At 70.3% G+C, this 3,361-nt stretch carries 4 protein-coding genes; all 4 read left to right on the top strand.

The window, feature by feature from the left end; translation table 11 throughout:
* A partial coding sequence (locus tag G6022_RS13170; protein ID WP_182653838.1) for a helix-turn-helix domain-containing protein occupies window positions 1-360 on the top strand: 360 nt, incomplete at its 5' end.
* Window positions 361-515: 155 nt separating this feature from the next.
* Window positions 516-1,442, top strand: coding sequence for an acyltransferase domain-containing protein (locus G6022_RS13165; RefSeq protein ID WP_182691729.1), 927 nt, complete (start codon window positions 516-518; stop codon window positions 1,440-1,442).
* A 104-nt stretch (window positions 1,443-1,546) separates the two neighbouring features.
* Window positions 1,547-1,798, top strand: coding sequence for a meromycolate extension acyl carrier protein AcpM (gene acpM, locus G6022_RS13160; protein WP_095719155.1), 252 nt, complete (start codon window positions 1,547-1,549; stop codon window positions 1,796-1,798).
* A 258-nt stretch (window positions 1,799-2,056) separates the two neighbouring features.
* Window positions 2,057-3,361 (top strand): carboxyl transferase domain-containing protein (locus G6022_RS13155; protein ID WP_182691727.1); only part of this gene is annotated, 1,305 nt, incomplete at its 3' end.

Raw genomic sequence — 3,361 nt, 5'->3', positions numbered from 1 at the left:
GCGGCGGCCGCGACCGGGTGGCCCGGCGCCCCCCGCCCGGTGGCGGCGATCGACCTGTTGCCGGAGCGGGTCCTGGGCGGGGACCGCGGGGCGGCGGGGATGCTGGTGGAGCGGATCGTCACCCCGCTCCGGGGCGCCGATCCGTCCCTCGAGGAGACCCTGAGGGCCTACCTGGACTCGGGTGGTCACGTGGAGGCGTGTGCGCGCGGGTTGTATGTCCATCCCAACACCGTGCGGTATCGCCTCAAACGAGTGAGCCAGATCACCGAGTTCGACCCGCTTGACGCGAGGGAGGCTTTTGTCCTCCGGATAGCCCTCGTCCTCGGCAAGTTCGCCGAACGAAGCCCTCAGGACAGCTAAACAATCACTCTCGTCACACCCTGTAACGAAAACTCCACTCACAGAGATGTCGACCCACTCAACACCGGATTTGTGGGAACCCCACAAAATCCGGCCGGTGTTTCTGGTTACGAGAACATCAACCGAGGGAGGGCAACACGTGTTGTCTGATACTCGTGCTTTGCCTCACCGCCCCCGGACAAGGGTCCCAGAAAGCCGGAATGCTCGCGCCATGGCTCGAGCTACCCGGCGCCTCGGCCCGCCTCGACGAGTGGTCCGCCTCGAGTGGACTCGATCTCGAACGCCTGGGCACCACCGCGCCCCTGCAGGAGATCACCGACACCGCGGTCACCCAACCGCTGGTGGTCGCCTCCGCGTTGCTCGGAACCGCAGAGCTCCGTCGACGGGGCCAGGTGCCCGCCGATACGATCGTCGCCGGGCACTCCATCGGTGAGGTCGCGGCGCTCGCGATCGCCGGTGTGGTCTCGGAGGCGGACGCGCTCCGCCTGGCGTCGGTCCGGGGCGCCGCGATGTCACGGGCCTGTGCCGACCGGCCGACCGGGATGATCGCCGTCCTGGGAGGGGTCGAGGCCGACGTCCTGCTCGCCCTGGAGAACGCCGGCCTGGAACCCGCCAACCGCAACGGCGCCGGGCAGATCGTGGCCGCCGGCCCGCTCGAGGCGTGTGACGCGCTCGAGCAGAACCCTCCGAGCCGCGCCCGCCTGCGCCGCCTCGACGTGGCCGGGGCGTTCCACACGCGGCACATGGGGTCCGCCGTCGGGAGGTTCCGCGCCCTCGCGGACACGATCGAGGTCCGGGATCCCGAGCTGACCCTGCTCTCGAACGCCGACGGCATGGTCGTCACCTCGGGCAGGGACGCCGTGGACCGCGTGATCTCGCAGATCACCCATCCGGTCCGCTGGGACCTGTGCACGCAGACCATGCTCAAGCTCGGCGTGGACGCGTTCGTCGAGCTCCCCCCGTCCGGGGCGCTCGTCGGCCTGGCCAAGCGCATGATGCGCGAGGTGCCCCGGCACGGCGTCACCACGCCCGAGGACCTGGAGGACGCGCTCGACGCCGTCCCCGCACTCAGCGGCGCGTAGACCACCCCCACGAACCCGCGGTCGCCGGCCTCGCCCGGCGGTCGCGTCATGACGACCCCGCCGTGCCCGACCGGGCGCGACGACACCACCAGAAAGGACACCACATGGCACGCACCGAGGCCGAGATCATCTCCGGACTTGCGGAGATCGTCGAGGAGGTCACCGGAATCGAGCCTTCCGAGGTGACCCCGGAGAAGTCCTTCGTGGACGATCTGGACATCGATTCGCTCTCCATGGTGGAGATCGCGGTCCAGACGGAGGACCGCTACGGGGTGGAGATCCCGGACGAGGACCTCGCCAAGTTGCGTACTGTGCAGGATGCGGTCGACTACATCCAGAAGATCGACCAGAGCTGACACCACGTCCCGGAGCACGGGGCGGGGACGCGTTCAGGGCCGAAGGTGCGGTCGGTGCACCAGACGAGCCCGCGTCTCCACCCCACGTCCGGGACCCGACACACGAGAGCACCCCGCGTCACGCGGGGTGACGGGCGGAAGGCGCGATCAGGGACGGGGGTCCCGGATCGCTCGCCTCCCCCACACCAGCCAGTCCGGGGGTCCATAAGGAGCGCACCCTCCCATCCGGGAGGTGCGCCGCGGAAAGGACTGCATTCGATGACCATCACGAGCACCGTGGACCAGAACACCCAGATCGACCCGCGCGACCCCGTCGCGCGGCTCGAGAACCTCTTCGATCCGGCATCACTGGAGTTCCTCACGGAACCCGACGCGTCGGGCGCGCTCGCCGCGCGGGGCCTGATCGACGGCGAACCCACGATCGCCTATGCCACCGACGCCACCGTCATGGGTGGCGCGATGGGTCTGGACGGGTGCCGTCACATCGTCCACGCGATCGACACCGCCATCGACGAGCACCTGCCCGTCGTGGGCGTGTGGCACTCGGGAGGGGCACGACTCGCCGAGGGCGTCGAGGCGCTGCACGCGGTCGGCCTGGTCTTCGAGGCCATGGTCCGCGCCTCGGGCCACGTGCCGCAGATCTCGGTCGTGCTCGGGCCCGCCGCCGGCGGTGCCGCGTACGGCCCCGCGCTCACGGACGTCGTGATCATGGCGCCGGCGGGCAAGATCTTCGTCACCGGACCCGACGTGGTCCGCTCCGTCACCGGGGAACAGGTGGACATGGAGGGCCTCGGCGGCCAGGACGTCCACCACCGCAAGTCCGGCGTGTGTCACATCGCCGCCTCTGACGAGCGGGACGCTCTGCACCGCGCGCGGCGGCTGGTGAACCTCCTGTCCGCGCAGGGTGAGTTCGATCTGCGGGCGCTCGAGGGCGACCACACGGATCTGGCGGGGTTGCTCCCGGAGTCACCCAAGCGTGCCTACGACGTGCGTCCCCTCGTCCACGGCATCCTCGACTCGTCCGAGTTGGACGGGAGCACGACCTTCGAGGAGCTCCAGGCCAAGTGGGCGCCCAGCATCGTGGTGGGCTTCGGCAGGATGTCGGGCCGCACGGTCGGCGTGATCGCCAACAACCCGCTCCGCCTGGGGGGTTGCCTCAACTCCGAGTCCGCCGAGAAGGCCTCCCGGTTCGTCCGCCTGTGCAACGCGTTCGGCGTACCGCTTCTCGTCGTGGTCGACGTCCCCGGTTACCTCCCCGGGGTCTCCCAGGAGTGGGAGGGCGTCGTCCGGCGTGGCGCCAAACTGCTGCACGCCTTCGCGGAGGCGTCCGTCGCCCGCGTCACGCTGGTCACCCGCAAGATCTACGGCGGGGCCTACATCGCCATGAACTCGCGCGCGCTGGGCGCCTCCGCCGTGTTCGCGTGGCCCGATGCGGAGGTGGCCGTGATGGGCGCCAAGGCGGCGGTGGGCATCCTGCACAAGCGCACGCTCGCAGCGGCGCCGGAGGACGAGCGCGAGGCCCTGCACGAGCGGCTGGCCGACGAGCACGCCGCGATCGCCGGT

This window comes from Dietzia sp. Cai40 (genome assembly GCF_014145165.1).
GTDB classification, from domain to species: domain Bacteria; phylum Actinomycetota; class Actinomycetes; order Mycobacteriales; family Mycobacteriaceae; genus Dietzia; species Dietzia natronolimnaea.
This window is presented reverse-complemented; position numbering and strand designations above follow the sequence as displayed.